Annotated in this window: 14 protein-coding genes; 4 read left to right on the top strand and 10 right to left on the bottom strand. The window is 40.4% G+C overall.

All coding sequences use genetic code 11. The annotated features are described in order from the left end of the window. Nucleotides 1-121 precede the first annotated feature (121 nt). Together GO816_RS09440 and GO816_RS09435 are read left to right on the top strand one after the other, a co-directional pair. Entirely contained in the window at nt 122-2,719 is a 2,598-nt protein-coding gene (locus tag GO816_RS09440) for a phosphoenolpyruvate carboxylase (RefSeq protein WP_157541571.1), read from the top strand. A 109-nt stretch (nt 2,720-2,828) separates the two neighbouring features. Continuing rightward, nucleotides 2,829-3,365 (top strand): DUF4142 domain-containing protein, encoded by a 537-nt coding sequence (locus tag GO816_RS09435; RefSeq protein WP_157541569.1) that lies wholly within the window; start codon nt 2,829-2,831, stop codon nt 3,363-3,365. Nucleotides 3,366-3,410: 45 nt separating this feature from the next. Here the strand turns inward: GO816_RS09435 and GO816_RS09430 are convergent, their stop codons facing one another. The 8 genes from GO816_RS09430 to GO816_RS09395 form a co-directional block, all read right to left on the bottom strand. Further along, nucleotides 3,411-3,962, bottom strand: coding sequence for a DUF4256 domain-containing protein (locus GO816_RS09430; protein WP_157541567.1), 552 nt, complete (start codon nt 3,960-3,962; stop codon nt 3,411-3,413). Nucleotides 3,963-4,091: 129 nt separating this feature from the next. Continuing rightward, entirely contained in the window at nt 4,092-5,348 is a 1,257-nt protein-coding gene (locus GO816_RS09425; protein WP_157541564.1) for a tetratricopeptide repeat protein, read from the bottom strand. Nucleotides 5,349-5,356: 8 nt separating this feature from the next. Beyond that, nucleotides 5,357-6,475, bottom strand: a complete 1,119-nt coding sequence (locus GO816_RS09420) for a tetratricopeptide repeat protein (protein WP_157541562.1) — start codon at nt 6,473-6,475, stop codon at nt 5,357-5,359. A 4-nt stretch (nt 6,476-6,479) separates the two neighbouring features. Further along, nucleotides 6,480-9,053 carry a DNA gyrase subunit A gene (gyrA, locus tag GO816_RS09415; protein WP_157541560.1) on the bottom strand — a complete coding sequence of 858 codons (2,574 nt, stop codon included), beginning with the start codon at nt 9,051-9,053 and terminating at the stop codon, nt 6,480-6,482. Nucleotides 9,054-9,299: 246 nt separating this feature from the next. Next, on the bottom strand, nt 9,300-9,698 hold the full coding sequence (locus tag GO816_RS09410; RefSeq protein WP_157541558.1) for a hypothetical protein: 399 nt from the start codon (nt 9,696-9,698) through the stop codon (nt 9,300-9,302). A gap of 112 nt (nt 9,699-9,810) precedes the next feature. Then, on the bottom strand, nt 9,811-10,722 hold the full coding sequence (hemF, locus tag GO816_RS09405; protein ID WP_157541556.1) for an oxygen-dependent coproporphyrinogen oxidase: 912 nt from the start codon (nt 10,720-10,722) through the stop codon (nt 9,811-9,813). Nucleotides 10,723-10,752: 30 nt separating this feature from the next. Beyond that, the gene (locus GO816_RS09400; protein ID WP_157541554.1) at nt 10,753-12,033 is read right to left on the bottom strand and encodes an MFS transporter; all 1,281 of its coding nucleotides are present in this window, start codon (nt 12,031-12,033) and stop codon (nt 10,753-10,755) included. 108 nt (nt 12,034-12,141) lie between these two features. Beyond that, complete coding sequence (locus GO816_RS09395; protein WP_157541552.1) at nt 12,142-12,339, bottom strand: cold-shock protein; 198 nt, start codon at nt 12,337-12,339, stop codon at nt 12,142-12,144. A 326-nt stretch (nt 12,340-12,665) separates the two neighbouring features. Between GO816_RS09395 and GO816_RS09390 the strand changes: the two genes are divergently transcribed. After that, nucleotides 12,666-14,444 (top strand): glycoside hydrolase family 15 protein, encoded by a 1,779-nt coding sequence (locus tag GO816_RS09390; protein WP_157541550.1) that lies wholly within the window; start codon nt 12,666-12,668, stop codon nt 14,442-14,444. Between the two features lie 34 nt (nt 14,445-14,478). Here the strand turns inward: GO816_RS09390 and GO816_RS09385 are convergent, their stop codons facing one another. Continuing rightward, the gene (locus GO816_RS09385; protein ID WP_157541548.1) at nt 14,479-14,946 is read right to left on the bottom strand and encodes a GNAT family N-acetyltransferase; all 468 of its coding nucleotides are present in this window, start codon (nt 14,944-14,946) and stop codon (nt 14,479-14,481) included. 58 nt (nt 14,947-15,004) lie between these two features. On the opposite strand from GO816_RS09385, the gene GO816_RS09380 reads away from it, so the two are divergent. Next, nucleotides 15,005-15,682: an SOS response-associated peptidase gene (locus tag GO816_RS09380; RefSeq protein WP_157541546.1), complete on the top strand. Its 678-nt coding sequence runs from the start codon at nt 15,005-15,007 to the stop codon at nt 15,680-15,682. Between the two features lie 24 nt (nt 15,683-15,706). On the opposite strand, the gene GO816_RS09375 is transcribed toward GO816_RS09380, so the two are convergent. Beyond that, a complete protein-coding gene (locus GO816_RS09375; protein ID WP_157541544.1) occupies nt 15,707-16,591 on the bottom strand; it encodes a fructosamine kinase family protein in 885 nt (294 codons plus the stop codon). Nucleotides 16,592-16,593: the final 2 nt, after the last annotated feature.

The following is a 16,593-nucleotide window of genomic DNA, read 5'->3' as shown; positions in this document are numbered from 1 at the left end:
AATTAAGTCTACTAAATAACTATAAATTATCAGGTTGGTTTCATGTTTTACGGCTAAGATGTGTATTTTAACCCCGTCGTTACAGGATAGGTGTATCTTGTACAATATCTACTAAGCAATTATGTCTGCATCACAACAATCACATCAGCGCCTGACGTTATTTAACCAAGAGGTAGTTACGCGGTTTGAACTGTACAACAGTTTATTTTTAACGCTGCCATTTTACCAGGTGAAAGATACCGGTATACTATTGCCGTTTTTTAGCTCACACTGCGAAAAAGGAGTGGCGCAGCTTAAATCGCCCAGCGAAATTATTGAGTCTTTCTTTGAAGAACGTGTACCCGGTGTTGATGAGCGCGAACAAATTAACCGTTTATTTAGATTCATACAATACATTGAGCGGCAAGTAGTATTGTTTGATGCTGTGGAAGATTCATCTTTCAGCAAGCTGAGCCGCGCCGATGATAGCGGCACATTACAGGGTTTGCTACAGCAAGTAGCAGGTGACGAGGAGATGCGTGAAAAAATCACCGAAAAGCTAAAAAATTTCTCCCTAAGACTTGTACTTACTGCTCACCCAACTCAGTTTTACCCGGGCACCGTGCTTACCATCATGACCGATTTGATTGAGGCATTGAAGACCAATGATATAAATGAGGTTAACCAGTTGTTACAGCAATTAGGTAAAACTCCATTTTTCAATAAAACATCGCCCACACCGGTAGACGAGGCAATCAGTTTAATATGGTTCCTGGAGCATATTTTCTATTATGCCCTGGCTAATATTCAAACCAAGCTTAACGAAGAATTTGGAACCGGCGAGCTTCTGCATCAAATTTTTGAATTAGGTTTTTGGCCAGGCGGTGACAGAGATGGCAACCCTAACGTTAAAACCGATTCAACACGCACAGTAGCATATACCTTGCGCCAAATTATATTCAGGTGTTACTATCGCGATTACAGGAACTTAAAACGCCGCATCACTTTCCGCGGTGTTGAAGATGCAATGGGTAAATTGGGTGATATTTTGTATGTAAATGCATTTAATCCGCAGCCTAACGCGGAAGATTTACAGCAGGTGATGCTTGGATTATTAGAGGACATTAAAAATACACTTGTTGAGGATCACAATAGCATCTTTATAAACCTTATTGAAGACTTCGCACTTAAAATCAAGCTTTACGGATGCTACTTTGCATCGCTTGATGTAAGACAGGATAGCAGGGTTTTAAGGAGTGTATTTGAATACGGTTTAAACACCAAAGAACTTAATAATAGATTGCCAGCAGATAAGTGGGCAGATTTGAGCGAGGAAGAAAAACTTAAACTTATTTCGTTTAACGTATTTGATTATCAATGTGCCGAAAAAGCCGCACAGGGTGATGACCCTATGATTAACGACACGCTTTGTACCATTCGCCTTATGCACGAAATACAAAAGCATAACGGCGAAAAGGCATGTCATAGGTATATTATAAGTAACTGTCAGCAAGCATCAGATATATTACAGCTGATGAACCTGTTTTTATGGTGCGGCTGGACTAAAGATGATTTGACCATTGACTTTATGCCGCTGTTTGAAACTGTAAATGACCTTAAGCATGCAGCAGAAGTGATGGAGAAGTTATACAATCATCCTTTTTACAAAGAGCATTTGAAACGGAGAGGAAACCGCCAGATGATCATGCTCGGCTTTTCTGACAGTACTAAAGATGGTGGGTATTTAATGGCCAATTGGTCTATATACCAGGCAAAGGTTGAACTTACGGCCATAACTAAAAAGTATGATATTGAATTAGCATTTTTTGATGGGAGGGGAGGTCCACCGGCACGTGGCGGAGGCAAAACTCACCGTTTTTATGCTGCAATGGGTAAAGAAATTGCAAACGATCATATTCAACTTACAATACAAGGCCAAACCGTTAGCTCGCAATACGGCTCAATAGAGACAGCGAAGTATAACATTGAGCAACTGGTTAACGCTGGTGTTACTTCAGCTTTGCATCCAAACCATCATGATTTATTGGATGCTGAACATAAACAGCTGATTTCAACAATGGCCGATGCCAGCTTCGAAAAATTCATGGCTTTACGTAAGCATCCATTATTTACTCAATACCTCGAAAATTTAAGTCCATTAAAATTATTATCAGGCATAAACATTAGCAGCAGGCCTACAAAACGTAATGCAGATGCACCGCTTAAACTGGAAGATCTTCGTGCAATAAGTTTTGTAACTTCATGGAGCCAGCTTAAACAAAACGTTCCCGGCTTTTATGGCGTGGGCTCAGCGTTGCAAAAGGCAAAAGATGCCGGAAAATGGGATGAAGCGGTTGAGTTATATAAGTCATCAGGTTTCTTTAAAACCATGATCGACAACAGTATGATGTCAATGTCTAAGTCCGATTTTCGCATTACAGCTCACCTTGAACATGATGCTCAGTATGGCGAGTTTTGGAAAATGCTGAAAGATGAATACGACCTTACTAAAGCAAACGTACTGGAACTTACAGGAACGCAAGAGCTTATGCAGGAATCGGCAGTAGATAAGCGCTCAATAGCAATGAGAGAAAGAATTATTTTGCCTTTAGTAGTAGTACAGCATTACGCTTTGCAAAAACTTAGAGATACAGAAGACGAAGATTTAAAAAGCGCCTACAGTAAGTTGGTGATAAGAACCGTTTATGGTATTGTTAATGCAGGACGGAACCTTGCTTAATATTTAAAAATTTTAAAATCCAAAGGCGCTTAATATTTGTTATCATTTTAAACCAGTACAGCCTTTAATTGTTCAATAATCAATTAACTGCAACTATTATCTGTTTAAAATGAAAAACATACTTTATTTAAGCGCTTTTGCTTTTTTTGCTATCTCTGCAACTTCTTGCAATGACAACAAAAAGGCAAGAAACTATAATCAGAAAACTACGGTTGATGATCAGGGTATAAACTTTATTAAAGAGGCTCACATGGGCGAACTCCTGGAAATAAAGTTTGCAACAGTGGCTCAGAGTAAAGCGCAGAATCCACGTGTTTTGAATTTTGCTAAAATGCTAATAGCCGACCATACTACAGCTCTTAATGAGTTGAACGAGTTGGCTGCCGATAAAGACGTTCCTAAACAAGATACTACGTTGCTTCCCGATCAGCAAAAAATGATAGACGGCGTAGCGCAGCTAAGCGGAGCGGCCTTTGACAAGGCTTATATGCAAATGATGGTGACAGATCATGGCAAAGACATTGAGCTTTACAAAGAGGCAACAGGTAATAAGGTTGTTAAGGTTAGAAAGTATGCAGAGAAAACTTTACCGGTGCTAACAACACATCTCGACTCGGCCAAAGTTATCAGCGCTTCCTTAAAATAAAAGAACGTAACGATTTGTAGAAAGGCCGCTAAAAGCGGCCTTTTTTTATTTTAACGGCACGTAAGCTCTAAAACCTCTTGCAGCGTAGTATGATGAGGCTCCATTGTGGTAAATAAATACATGGTTATAACGGCAATCACCGAAAATAGCACCACCTAAATCACGAATCGCCGGTGGAGTTAATAACCAGCTTGAGGTTTTAGTATCAAAGCTTTCGAATTCCTGCAATTTACAATATTGATACTCATCCAATAACTGAACACCCATACTGCTCGCAACTGCTAGAGCACTTGATTGCGGTTTGGCTTCTTTCCTTGAACTCAGCGCTTGTTCATCGTAACATAAACTACGCCGGCCACATGGACTTTCTTTACTACAATCGCAATAAACATAGTCGTCATCATTAAATATGATTACATCCGGCTCGCCACCGGTTTGTTCCAATTGGCTAACTGAACTTAGTATAGCCGAATTACCATTTAACTCGGATTCAACAAAATCCCAGTCCAAATTATTATGGCGATGCATGTTTTGCAAAAAGCGGAGTTTCAACTTAGCTAATAGTGCTGATTTTTCATCGATAAATATTATGTTCATATTAGTGAATTTACTGAGCTTAAAATACCACATTCTATCAAATAATCAGAATGAAAATAATTCACATAATTAACATTATGTTAAATAATATATTTGAAAAAAAGGCCCGATAAACGAGCCTCTTCTTTGTTATCTTATTGCATCAATTTTCTTTTTCAGCTCAGTCATCTTTGCTGTATCTTTTTTGATGATATAGTAGTTACGTAAATTCCCTAAAGCACTTGGATCATTTGGTTGTAGTTGAACCGCTTTCTCCAGGTAAGGCTTAGCTTTATCAGCAGCAGCGTTAACTTTGGCCATCATAGCATTAAATTCCTTTTGCTTGCTCATTGGTAACTTGTTGGCTACGTTGTAATCTTCAACAGCCGGACTCATTAAAATGTAACCCATATTTAAGTTAGCCTCAAAATAATTTGGATCTAATTCAACTGCTTTTCCGTAAGCAGCTGTAGCTTTGTCATAAGCCTCATTACGAGCTTTTACCGCCGCTGCTTTTGCTGCCGGATCTTTAGCTGCCTTTGCTTCTTTATCTTTCGTATCACCAATTTTACCATAAGCTATGCCTGAGTAAAAATGTAATGATTTATCACTTGGGTTATTGTTAATAGCAGCCTGAATTTTATCAATAAATTCTGTTGCCTTACCTTGCTGTAAAGCAATTTCTACCTCGCGACCACGTAATGATGCATTGTTTGGAAATTTGCTCACACCCTCGCTTACGGCATTTAATGCAGCGGTGGTGTCTTTTTGCATTAAATACAAGTTTGAAAGGTCAGAATAAATATCAGCACGACGGCTGTAGTTAGTTGTTACCAGTTTTTTATATTGGTTAATTGCTACCGGAATGTTTTTAGAATTTATAGCAGCTAAACCTGTGTAATAAATTGCAGTGGTGTCTTCCGGATAATTTGAGCGGTATAAATCAAATGCTTTATACGCTTCTTCAAAGTTTTTAGCCTGAAAATCTTTTACACCTTTGTTTAATGAGTAATAAGCTACATACTGGTTACCAGCATCGGTCAATCTTTTAAACTCACCTTTGGTGTCAGCTTCTTTAGCTTTTTTCAAAGCTTCAACAGCAGTAGTGTACAAAGGCATAGATGAAGTAGCAACGGTATCATTATAAGCTAAAGCACCATAAATTGCACCTTTTAAAGCATAGGTTTGCGGCATGGTAGCCGTTTTCTCATTTGCAGATGCTTTATCAATTGAGGTTTTAGCAGTGTTGATGCTTGTACGGGCCATTGTTGCCATGGCTTTATTTTGGCGCATGGTTTCGTATTTGTCGTACTCGCTTTGAGCCGTGCTCAGTTCTCCTTTTTGGGCAAGAACCGTTGTTGCCGTAAACAGGCTCAAAGTACCTGCCATCAAAAACTTAATTTTCATAGATCTATCTAATTAGTTAACTGTTGTAATTTATTATTTATGTTACTTAATTGAATATCGTTTCCGTTCTTTTGGTAAATTAATTGCAAAAGCTTTAGGGTATTAACGTTTTTTGGCGACATTTCATATGCCTTCTGCAACCATTGTGCAGAACGCTGTAAATCTTTGGTAGCCTCCTCCCCTTTTTTACCCGCCGCATGCTTAAGGTAAAGTAAGCCTAAATTAAATACAGGATCGTATGCCGCGTTATTAATTTCAATAGCTCTTAGATATTGAGATTCAGCCCTGTCATACTGTTCCAGATAATCATAACAACTGCCTGCAATAAAGGCAACGTCGGCGTTATTACCGTAAGCACCAAGTAATTCTTGCAATAATGGTTCAAGGGCTCTATAATTTTTTTGGCTATTATAGATGCCGGCTTGTTCAAGCAACAGGCTTTTCTCATTAGGTAGCAAGCGCCTTCCCCTCTCCAATACGTCCAAGGCTTTAGCGGTATCGCCCATTGTTTTGTAGATACCGGAGGCTGCAATAACATATTCTGTTTTTACGCTGTCAGGCGTTAATAAGGTTGAGTAGTACTTTGCAGCTTCAGGTAAATGACCGGCTTTGGTATTAGCATAAGCAATGTAAGCGTTAATTTGACCAAAACGCGGTGAGTAAATCTGAGCATTTTTAAACGAATTGACAGCATCTTCAAAATTTAAAGATTTGATGTTGCTAAATCCGTTTCTAATATATACGTTGGCTAAACATCGCTTTGCAAAATCAAGCTCTGTTTGGTACTTGTATATTTTACGATGCTCTCCCAGTCTGTTTACAAGCAAAACTGTTTTATCAAAAAAATCAGGCGGGTTGCCTAGTTTATTGTTAGAATCAATATAGGCTATACTGGAGTAAACGATAGCTTTATAAATGTTCTTATCAAGGTTTGAAGAATCGGAGCGTGTTTTTATCAAACTATCTACCGATTTTTTGGCATTGGTCAGATACTTAATTTCTCCTTTTTGGCGGTAATAAGCCAGATTGTTTACCACTACCTTAAGCGCCTCGCCTTGGGCAAAGGCTTGAGGTGCGGTAAACAATGCTGATAAAACCAAGAGAATGATTTTACGGCTTAAAGTCATATTTTTATTCGTTTTCTGCTTCGTCTGGCGAATCGGCAGCCGGGCTGTCTGTGTCTTGAGCACCTACGTCCGAGCCGGTTGTTTCAAGGCTGCTTTCAATAGCTTGTTCCAGTTCCTCCTCCTCACTATGCTCAATCTTAGCTACCGAAGCAATCTCATCACCTTCTTTAAGCGATATTAATCTTACTCCTTGTGTGGCCCTTCCCATAACCCTTAACTGATCCATGGCAATACGTATAATAATGCCAGAACGGTTAATGATCATCAGGTCGTCAGTATCAGTAACATCTTTTATGGCAACAAGTTTGCCGGTTTTTTCAGTTACATTAAGTGTTTTCACACCTTTACCACCACGATTAGTAACGCGGTAATCATCAATATCAGTACGTTTGCCGTAACCTTTTTCTGATACCACTAAAACGGTCGTTTCCGGATCGTTAATGGCAATCATACCTACAACCTCGTCTTTTTCACCGTCAAGCGTTACACCACGTACACCGGTTGCGGTACGTCCCATTGGCCTTACTGTGGCTTCGTTGAAGCGGATTGCACGTCCTGATTTAAGGGCCATAACTATCTCACTGGTACCTGTGGTCAAGGTTGCTTCCAGCAAGGTATCTCCATCATTGATGTTGATTGCGTTGATACCGTTAGCGCGAGGACGGGAATAGGCTTCTAAGGAAGTCTTCTTGATAGTGCCTTTACGGGTACACATAATAATGAAGTTGTTCTCCAGGTATTCCTGGTCTTTCAGGTTCTTCACTTTGATGTACGCCTTAATTTTCTCTTCCTTAGGAATATTTATAATATTTTGGATAGCGCGGCCTTTTGAGGTACGCATACCTTCAGGAATTTCAAATACACGTAACCAGAAACAACGGCCGGCCTCGGTAAAGAACAACATGTAATTGTGGTTTGATGCCACCAATAAGTGTTCTATAAAATCTTCATCGCGGCTGTTGCTGCCCAGTGCACCCTTGCCACCACGTCCCTGACGGCGGTACTCTGTTAAAGGCGTACGTTTAATGTAGCCTTCGTGTGATATAGTGATAACAACTTCCTCGTCCTCAATAAAGTCTTCGGTCATCATTTCGGCGCTTGAGTGTACCATTTCGGTCTTACGCTCATCACCGTATTTTTCTTTTATCTCCAGCAACTCATCTTTAATGATTTGCATTTGAAGAGCCGGATCGGCAAGAATAGATTTGTAATACTCTATCTGCTTCATCAACTCGGCATATTCTTCTTTAATTTTGTCACGCTCCAGACCGGTTAAACGGCGAAGGGTCATATCCAAAATAGCACGAGCCTGAATCTCACTTAGGTTAAATTGGCTCATCAAACCTTCACGAGCTTCCTCCGGAGTTGATGATGCACGAATCAAACGTATAACCTCGTCTAAGTGATCTAAAGCTATAAGCAAACCCTCTAATATATGAGCGCGCTTCTCAGCTTCGGCCAATTCGTAACGGGTACGGCGTACAACTACTTCCTGACGGTGTTCCACAAAATGGTGAATCAGGTCGCGGAGGTTTAGCATCATTGGGCGGCCCTTAACCAGTGCAATATTATTTACACTGAAAGAGGTTTGCAATGACGTATACTTATAAAGGTTATTTAAAACAATGTTGGCATTGGCATCGCGTTTAACTTCGTAAACTACGCGTATACCTTCGCGGCTCGATTCATCACGAATAGTTGAAATACCTTCAAGTTTTTTCTCGTTTACCAGTTCGGCCGTACGCTCAATCATGTTGGCCTTGTTTACCTGGTAAGGTATTTCGGTTACAACAATACGTTCACGGTCATTATTAAAGGTCTCAATCTCAGCACGGGCACGCAGCACTACACGACCACGACCTGTTTCAAAAGCCTCGCGTGCACCTTCATAACCATATATGATACCGCCGGTCGGAAAATCAGGGCCTTTGATGTAGTTCATCAATTCAGCCACCTCAATCTCGCGGTTATCAATTAAAGCTACGGTGGCATTGATTACCTCAGTAAGGTTGTGTGGCGCCATATTAGTGGCCATACCAACAGCAATACCCGAAGCACCGTTTACCAAAAGGTTAGGAATTTTTGCCGGTAGTACACTTGGCTCCTCCAACGAATCATCGAAGTTTAACTGATAGTCGATAGTATCCTTGTTAATATCGGCCATCATTTCCTCGGCAATCCTTTGCAGGCGTGCCTCGGTGTAACGCATAGCCGCAGGGCTGTCACCGTCAATTGAACCATAGTTACCTTGACCGTCAACCAATGGATAACGTAAGCTCCAATCCTGGGCCATACGTACCATGGTATCATATACTGATGAGTCGCCGTGCGGGTGATACTTACCCAACACCTCACCTACTATACGGGCCGACTTTTTAAAAGGCTTACCGGCAGACAAACCTAAATCGAGCATGCCGAATAACACACGCCTGTGAACGGGCTTTAAGCCATCGCGCACATCGGGTAATGCCCTCGATACGATAACCGACATTGAATAATCAATGTAAGCCGATCGCATTTCTTCATCAATATTTATTGGAATGATTCTGTCTTCGTTCTGTGAATTCTCTTCAGCCATTTGAAAATTAGTGTAAGAAAAATTTGCTCAATGTTTTAAGGTTGATGCGATATATTTGACCTGCGAAGATACGAATTTTAAGCTATTATGAAGCTATAGTTACCAACATACCGGGTGTTGATATAAGCTTAGCCAGTTACTTAAGCCGGCAGGTGATTACATCATATTTCGCCTTCGGAAATGTAATAGTAATTTGGCATCACAAAAGCGACTGTGTACCTGGCCAACGCAGCTTTTAAGAATGGACTATTTTTCCTTTATCCAATACTCCTCAACCTGCATACCTGTTGGCAATTTACCGCGGAGTATTAAGCTATCATTTTTTAATTGATAACTGTAGTTTACATTTACACCAGTAAGTGTTGATGGTTGAGTGCTAAATGTTTCTGTCTCGGTGCAGCTGTCTCCTTCAAGCTTATAATTGCCGGCCTGGTATTTTTGGGGTTCACCGCCGTCTTCAATCATAAATGCCTCAAAATCTTTATCCGTGTAAGTACGCTTCAACAGATATCCTTGCGTACTTCCCTCCTTTTTTCCGTTGTAGATACCGCCTGCATAGTTCCATTTACCTTTAAAGGACTGTGAACTGTTGCATGCCGATATTATGGCTACAAATAAAATAGAGGCTGCAATTAAACTTTTCATAGAATAGTGAAGATATGATGGTTAAAGATTTGCCGCAATATATCAATCCGTAAATCAATTAAAATACCCAATCACTCACATACAACCACGGGTTTTAAAGTATTAGCCTTACCTATACCCAGTCTATGCCCTTTTTCAATAAATCCAAAGTTTTGGCTTCTTCGCTGCCTATAGCCGCTTCATAATTATAAAACCATTTGGCTGTTGGAGGAAGACTCATCAAAATAGATTCAATGCGCCCGTTGGTTTCCAGGCCAAATTTGGTGCCTGCGTCATAAACCAAGTTAAATTCGGCGTACCGACTACGGCGTTGATATTGCCAATCTTGTTGCTGTGGTGTGAACTCTTTAAAACGGTTACGATTCACAATTTCGCTATAGGCTGGCGCAAAAGTACGTCCTAAAGCTTTTGAAAATTCAAATATAGTCTCCCAGCTAATTTCATCGGTAGCTGTTAAACGGTCGTAAAATACGCCGCCTATGCCACGTGTTTCATTGCGGTGTTTGATAAAGAAGTAATCGTCGGCCCAGGTTTTAAATCGTGGGTAAAAACCAATATTAAAGCGATCGCAAACATCCTTAAGTTGTTGATGAAAGTAGCGTGCATCTTCTTCAATAACGTAGTGAGGAGTAAGATCAATTCCACCGCCAAACCAACGTAATGGCTGCCCGTCATCTATTGATGAAGGCATTTCGAAGTACCTGATATTCATATGAATAATAGGTACCATGGGGTGATTAGGATGAATTACTATAGAAACTCCGGTAGCAAAAAAGTCATCTTGTTCAACTTTGAATGCCTTTTTAACACCATCAGGAAGTTTGCCATAAACAGCTGAAAAATTAACTCCGCCTTTTTCCAGAATGTTGCCATTTTGGATAACGCGGGTACGGCCTCCGCCACCGCCATCACGCTCCCAAAGTTCTTCTTCAAACTTTGCGGCGCCATCAAGCATTTCAAGGCTTTTGCAAATTTCGTCCTGTATGGTTTTGTAATCTTCGGCTATGGTTTCTTTGCTAATCATCCGCACAAAAATGCAAAATTCAGTATTACGTTATGCTATATTAATGTCACTTACCGGGTCATTTTTCTCAATGTAATTTAAATCTTTGCTAAAACTCTCTTTTAATTGGCTCAAGGCAAGCAAAGCAATTACGGTAACTAATCCCATCATAACATAGCTGGCAATTATGAGGCTGTTTTGATAGCCCTGCGCTTTAAAATGCTTAACTAAAAACTCAAATGCCCATGTAATCGGAATTAGGGAACCGCGTACAAAATTTGGCACTGTCGTAGTAACCGTTGCACGTATATTAGTACCAAACTGCTCAGAGGCAATAGTTACAAACGTTGCCCAATAACCTATAAAAAATCCAATAAACAAGCATATACCAACGAACTGAGTATGAGTTATTCCATGTAAGTTCAAATACACTATAACACTAATAACAGAAATAAGCTGAAACACCAGCATAGTTAAACGCCGCGATTTGGTAAGCTGTGCAAACAACCCGGCAAACATATCGCCGAATGATAAGCCAATGTAGGTATACATTACGCCGGTTCCGGCACTTAGGGGTTCAGCTGCGCCAAGTTCCTTTCCAATTTCAGGCGATTGTGTAATAAGTATCCCAACCACAAACCATAAAGGCATTCCTATTAAAATACAATTTAGGTATTTAAAAAAGCGCTTCCGGTTATTAAACAGCATCCAAAAATTTCCTTTTGAAACTTCGGCTTTTTCGGCCTGTTTAAACATGCCCGATTCAAATGTGCCTACGCGTAAAAGCAAAAGCAACATTCCCAGTCCGCCGCCAATAAAGTAAGCATTTTGCCATCCTAGCTTTGATACCATGTTGGCAGCAGCTGCACCGAATAAACCAACTACGGCAACAATCATGGTTCCGTAGCCCCTTTTTTCTTTGCTCATGGTTTCGCTTACTAAAGTAATACCGGCTCCTAATTCGCCTGCTAAACCTATACCTGCAATAAAACGCACGGCTGCATATGTATAATAGTCGGTTGCTAAGCCATTGGCAAAATTGGCTAATGAATATAATAATATAGAGCCAAACAATACTCGTATACGCCCAAACTTGTCACCTATAATACCCCACAAAATTCCGCCGAGCAACAAGCCAAACATTTGCATGTTAATAATGAACTCGCCCTTGGTGCGCATCTCAACGTCACTTACACCAATATCATGCAAGCTTTGAACCCGCACTATGGAAAAAATAAGCAAATCATAAATATCAACAAAGTAGCCAAGCGCGGCTACTATTACCAAAAACGTTACATTTTTTGCGTTTTTTTGAATCGCGTTATCAGACATGTGTTAGAATTATATTTCCGGAGTTGTAAACCCGGGCACCAATATACAGTTTAAGCCATAAAAAAACCCCTGAAAAATCAGAGGTTTCAAATATGGTAATATAAGTGATTATACCTTTTTAACGTTAATAGCCTGAGGCCCTTTACGTCCGTCTTCTACTTCATATTCTACACTATCGTTGTCTTTAATGGCATTAACACCACCTTGCACATCTTTAAAATGCACAAAAAGATCTTTGCCCTCTTCGGTAACAATAAATCCGTAGCCTTTTTGGGTGTTGAACCATTTTACTTTCCCAGTTTTCATAATTTTTAATGTATAAGTTTATAAGAGGTTTAATTGTAAAGCCAAACTGAAATGCAAAACGTTTAAATTCAGAAAGGTATCGGTAAAAAACTATTTATTTTTAACCAAATATATAAATTTTGCAATAACCTAATCATATTTTAATTTTTTTTGATACCGTGCGTACGTACTGCATCTGATGAAGTTATCTTTAAGTTAACATTAATAATTTAAAATACTATTTAAAGCACGGAATATTTCACACATAGGTTAAACGTTTCAACTTTCTTGCAACATTACGCGCAAATTGTTGTTGGAATATTTTGCAAGTACTATACCCATCTACAATGAAACATACCTATAATACCGGCATAATTGGCAACTGCGGCTTTTTAGCTCATATAAATAAAAATACAAACGTTGATTGGCTTTGCTGGCCAAAATTTGACAGCACGTTTGTTTTTGGCGGACTGCTTGATAAGAAAAAAGGAGGCGAATTTTCCATCCTTCCTCAGGGTGAATACACTTCTCATCAATACTACCTTGAAAACACTAACGTATTGATTACCGAAATTACGCTTGAATCGGGCGGCAGATATCGCATAACTGACTTTGCGCCACGCTTTCAGGAATATCAGCGCTACTACAAACCCTTGATGCTGGTGCGGAAAATAGAGGCGTTAGAAGGTTCTCCACGTATTAAAGTTAAGTGTGAGCCCGTATCGGAGTACGGAGCCAAAAAGCTTGATGTTAACAGAGGCAGCAATCATATACAATATTTAGGTGGTGAAGAGAAAATAAGGCTAACTACCAATATTCCAATCAGCTACGTATTTGATGAGCAATATTTTGTACTTAACGACTGCAAATATTTAGTTTTAACATACGGCGAGCCACTTGAGGCCCCGCTTACCAGTACAGTTGAGCGCTTTTTGCGCGAAACTGCTCAATACTGGCGTACATGGATCAAGCATTCATCAATAGCCGGATTTTACCAACCTTACGTTATCAGATCGGCGTTAGCTCTAAAAATACACCAGTATGAAGATACCGGGGCTATAATAGCAGCAAGCACAACCAGTTTGCCTGAATCTCCGGGCAGCGGCCGTAACTGGGATTACCGCTACTGCTGGTTGCGCGATACATACTATGTAATAAGCTCGCTTAACCACATAGGCCATTTTGAAGAAATGGAAAAGTATTTCGGATATGTTACGGATATTTCCTTCTCCGAGGATTTCAGATACCAACCACTTTACAGCATAACCGGTAAAAAGGATCTGGAAGAATATACCGCCGACCTAGAAGGTTACGAGGGCAACAAACCGGTGCGCATTGGTAACCAGGCGTCTGAGCACATTCAAAATGACATATACGGTCAGGTACTCGTATCCGTCTTACCTCTATATACCGACCATCGATTTATTATTGACGAACGTAAAGATTCGGCCAAGTGGGTTGATTACCTGTTAAGTAAAATTGAGCGTACCATTGATGAGGAAGATGCAGGCATATGGGAATTCCGCAACATGGCTAATATTCACTGCTACAGCAATTTGTTTCAGTGGGCCGGTGCATGCGCTGCGGAGAAAATGGCACGTACAATTGGTAATCAAGACCTAATTGACCGTGCTGTTGCTATGAAAAATCGTGCGGCTGAGCATATTGAAAGCTGCTATGACGAGGAGCGCAAGGTGTACACCAACGCTGCCGGAAGTAAACATTTGGATGCAAGTACGCTGCAACTGATTATGATGAATTATCTTGACCCGGCGTCGGACCGTGCAAAGGATCATCTTAAAGCCCTTGAGGCCGAATTAAAAACAGAAAAAGGCTTGTTTTACCGATACCTGCATGCCGATGATTTTGGTAAGCCGAAAACCACATTCCTCATCTGTGCTTTTTGGTATGTTGAGGCACTGGCTTGTGTAGGGCGTTTGGATGATGCCATACGAGAGTTTGAGAACATCATTAAATATTCAAACCACTTATTATTATTTAGTGAAGACGTGGCCGAGGAAGATGGTAGCCAATGGGGAAATTTCCCTCAGGCATACAGTCATGTTGGCTTAATGAATGCGGCCTACCGTATAGCTATGAAACTTGATAGACCTATATTCTTGTAAAGCTTAAAAACTTATTCATTAAAGCCATCAGTTATTACAGAGCTGATGGCTTTAATTCTTTTTTAAAGCAAACACTATCAGGCAAACCTCTGTAGACACCGTATGCAGGTATTTGCTTATAATTTGCTTTCTTATACAATCCATGTGCTTCAATTTGTTTGTTACCGGTTTCAAGTATTAAATACTTATAATTAAGCGCTGATGCCCATTGTTCAAGCTCTGTGAGTATTTCAAAACTTAAGCCCTTGCCCCTGGCTTGCGCTGCTACGTACATCCTTTTCACCTCAGCTGTGTTTGCATCATACTTTTTAAAGCAGCCGCATGCAACAGGGATGCTATCCAAATATCCAATTACTACCGTTTCAATCTCTTCAATTACATTGTGTTCGTCATACAGATCCATTACATCACCATTACGATCGCGTAAATCCTTATCTAATTGCGTAACCAGCACCTTAAAATCTTTATCGCCGCTGTTGGTGCGCTTCAAAGTTATTTGCATGTTGTAAAGGTAAATAGTTTGCTTTAAACATAGGTTAAATTGTAATTTTACGCTGATTATGTGTGGCAGAGTAAACTTTCCGGGTAGTGCCGAAACAGCGAAGCGGCTTGGTGTTAATGATAACGATACGCCTAAAGATGGTGATATTAACGGCTTTGCTTTTAAAGACAGCTATGTGTTTGGCCTTGCCGACCGCGCTCCGGACACGTTGCGGCATTTTCACTGGCCGCTTATACCAGGCTGGAGCAACACTTACCCTTCCTACCAAACTCACAACGCCCGCAGCGAAGACATGGCTGAACGGTCTGCATATAAACACTTGTTAGGTAAGCGCCACTGCATTATTGCCATTAATGGATTTTATGAATGGGAACGCAGCCGCGAGAAAACACCATGGTATTTTAGTATGGCTGATGAGAGTTTGATGTTACTTGCCGGGCTATGGGATTACAATACTAAACTGGATGCACCTGTACTGAGCTGTACGGTAATAACACGCGAGCCAAATCAAGTTGTTGGCGAAGTACATAACCGCATGCCTGTTATACTAACCCGTGCCGATGCTGATATATGGCTAGATATGCAATTACCTTATCATGAGCGGGCAAAAGTATTACAACCAATAGAAAACAGTGCATTGCTGAGAGTGGAAATAGGCAAAAGCATTAATAAGGCCGAAAACAAATCGGGCGATTGGTTTAACGGGCCGGATGAAAAGCCTTTAAGCTTGTTTTAGTAAGTAACCGAATCTTAAGCACGCTTATAAATATTTCTGTAAACCATTTTTTACCTGTGATAAATAACTTGTGCCAAACAAATTGAGGTGTAATAACAACGGATACAAATTCCAAAGGTCAACCCGCTGTTCCCAACCTTTAGCTAACGGAAAACTTTCGTTGTATTCCGCGTAAAACTTTTCGGAAAAGCCGCCAAATAATGTAGTCATAGCTATATCGAATTCCCGGTGCCCATAGCTTACTGCCGGGTCAATCAAATAAGCCTTTCCATCGTTTCTGATAAGATAGTTACCGCCCCACAAATCGCCATGCATCAGCGCGGGCTTTTCTTCATCAAACAGTTGAGGCAGGCGATTGTAAAGTTCCTCGAACGCAACAACATCCGTATGCGTCAGTAATTCTTTATCGACCGCCAATTTAACCATAGGTTCCAAGCGTTCGACTGTGAAGAAAGTTGCCCAGGTATCGTGCTTTCTATTACTTTGCGGTAACGAACCCATATAATTATCAGAATCAAGACCAAATTGTGATGCGGTATACGTATGCATGCCGGCCAGCTCGCAACCTAACCTTGCCGATGCAACTGGAGTTGCATTTATTGCTTCTACCCATTCCATTAACAGGCAACTATAGTCTTGAAAATCGAATTGTAAGATAACTTGAGGTACAGCAATGGTTTGAGTGCTACGGATGGCTTGCAAACCTTCTGCTTCACGTTTAAACATACCAGGATAAGCACTTTTGCTGTTGAGCTTAAGCATGCACTTTCCGACATTGGATTTAATACAGTATGTCAGATTTATATCTCCGCCGCTAACAGCATTAATTGACTCAATTATTATTTGGTTGTTGTAACAGGCTGTTAAGCAGTTTGCTAGATACTCCTTTAATTCAATGGATATGGCCATTA

This window comes from Mucilaginibacter aquatilis (assembly GCF_009755275.1).
In the GTDB taxonomy this organism is placed as follows: domain Bacteria; phylum Bacteroidota; class Bacteroidia; order Sphingobacteriales; family Sphingobacteriaceae; genus Mucilaginibacter; species Mucilaginibacter aquatilis.
The sequence above is the reverse complement of the archived record's forward strand: the minus strand, read 5'-3'. Positions and strand labels throughout refer to the sequence as shown.